2 pseudogenes are annotated in these 2,302 nt (G+C 74.8%); both read left to right on the top strand.

Annotated features, from left to right (window positions below):
• Nucleotides 1-983 (top strand): annotated as a pseudogene (locus GA0115240_RS37340) (glycogen debranching enzyme); the annotation flags it as partial.
• A gap of 97 nt (nucleotides 984-1,080) precedes the next feature.
• A pseudogene (locus GA0115240_RS28550) lies at nucleotides 1,081-2,302 on the top strand (trypsin-like peptidase domain-containing protein); the annotation flags it as partial.

Genomic DNA, 2,302 nt, shown 5'->3' with positions numbered 1-2,302 from the left:
TCTACCGCGACACGGTCCGCGACTTCTGGCGCGGCGAGGACGCGACGCTGCCCGCCCTCGCCTCCCGGCTGACCGGCTCCTCGGACCTCTACCAGGACGACAGCCGCCGCCCGCGGGCCTCGGTCAACTTCGTGACCTGCCATGACGGTTTCACGCTGCGCGACCTGGTGTCGTACAACGACAAGCACAACGAGGCCAACGGCGAGGACAACCGCGACGGCGAGAGCCACAACCGGTCCTGGAACAGCGGCGCGGAGGGCGACACCGACGACCCGGCGGTCCTGGCCCTGCGCGCCCGCCAGCAGCGCAACCTGCTCACCACCCTGCTCATCTCGCAGGGCGTGCCGATGATCTCCCACGGCGACGAGATCGGCCGCACCCAGCACGGCAACAACAACGCCTACTGCCAGGACAACGAGACCTCCTGGACCGACTGGAACCTCACCGCCGAACAACAGGACCTGCTCGACTTCACCAAGCGCCTCATCACCCTGCGCCGCGAACACCCCGTCTTCCGCCGCCGCCGCTTCCTGCGCGGCGACACCGGCGGTACCGGAACCGGCGACTCGGTGTGGTTCCGCCCGGACGGCGGGGAGATGTCGGAGGAGAACTGGCACTACGACGACTCCCACGCACTCGCCCTGTTCCTCAACGGCGACGCGATCACCGAGCCCGACGCGCACGGCGGGCGCATCGTGGACGACTCGTTCCTGATCCTGCTGAACAGCCACTACGAAACGGTGGACTTCCTGCTGCCCGACCGGGACTTCGGCGACAGCTGGCGGGTGGTGGTCGACACCGCGGCCGAGACCGACACCACCGACGAGACCGAGGTCAAGGCCGGCGGCACCATAGCCGTCCCCGCCAGGGGCGCCATCATCCTGACCAGCCCGCGCCGCACCTCCTCGGGCCGGCTGCGCCGCGCCCTGGCCGCCGCCCGGCGTCCGCGGCAGCGCCAGAGCGGGAGGTCGCGCCGCGACTGATCACGATCCCCGCTTCTCCTTCCGCACGGCACCGTGAATACGTACGCTCGTCTGACCGGCAGTGCGACGTACCAAGGCGGGGGAGAGGCGGGGGACGTTGGACGTCAGCCACGAGCCGGAGGGCACGGTCGTGCCCCGGCGGACGAGCGGCGCCGTGGAGATCCGCTCCTCCGCCGACGGCGCACCGCTCCTGCTCGGCTCCGGGCACCAGGTCACCCGGACGCTGGTGCTGACCGCGGGGCATGTGGTGCACCGCGGCGGCGCCGGCGTCCGGCACCGGGTCCGCTTCCTCGACGGGCGCGCCGAGCCGGTCCGCGATGCCGAACTGGTCTGGCACAGCGCCGGCGGCTGCCCGCTGCACGACGGCTCCTGCCCCGACGCCGACCGCGACCCCACCCAGGGACTCGACCTGGCGCTGCTGCGGCTGCCGGCCACCGCCGCGGACGAGGGGCAGCCCGTCCGCTGGGGGCGCTTCGTCACCGGCCGGCCGCACCCGGTGATCGTGACCGGCACCCCCGGCGGACGCCGCCGCGACGGGCTGCGCGGCCACCACGGGCTGCCGGCCACCGTCAGCCCCGCGACCGGCCGGGGCGAGGACCGCTACGCACTGGAGCCCGACGCGGAACCGGTCGAGGACCGGCCGTACCAGTGGCGTGACGACTGGCACGGCGTCCCCGGCGCCGCGGTGTTCTGCGACGGACTGCTCATCGGCTGCGTGCAGCGCCGGATCCGCGAGGACGGCACCTTGTACGTGCTGCCGGCCGCCCGGCTGCTCCAGCACCGCTGCCTGATGCGGCTGCTCAGCGGCGACGCGGCCACCGCGCCGGTCGCCGAGCCGGTGGAACTGCGCCCGTACCTGACCGCGCCCGCCCCGCCGCCGCGCACCCCCGCGGCCCTGCTCGACCCCGAGGCCGCCGTCGTCCCGCTGGTCGGCGACGCGCCCGACGCCCTGCTGACCTGGTGCCTCACCGCGCATCCCGAGGCGTCCCGCGGCCGGCGCCCCGACATCCGGGTCCGGCTGGTGACCGCGCCCAGCGGCTGGGGCAAGACCCGCACCGCGGTCGAGACGGTACGCCGGCTGGCCCGCATCGGCCCCGCCCGCCCGGCCGGGAGCGGACCCGAACCGATGACCTGGGCGGCCGGCTTCCTGGCCGCCGAGCCGGCACGCGACCCGGACTGGGACCGGCTGCTGCGGGCGCTGACCCGGCCCGTCCTGCTGGTCGCCGACCACGCCGAGTCCCGCGCCGCGCAACTCGCCCCGCTGCTGGCCGCGCTGACCGCCTACGCGGGGGAGGTCCCGGTCCGCGTGCTGCTGCTCG

It is taken from the genome of Streptomyces sp. DvalAA-14 (assembly GCF_900091855.1).
Taxonomy (GTDB): domain Bacteria; phylum Actinomycetota; class Actinomycetes; order Streptomycetales; family Streptomycetaceae; genus Actinacidiphila.
This window is presented reverse-complemented; position numbering and strand designations above follow the sequence as displayed.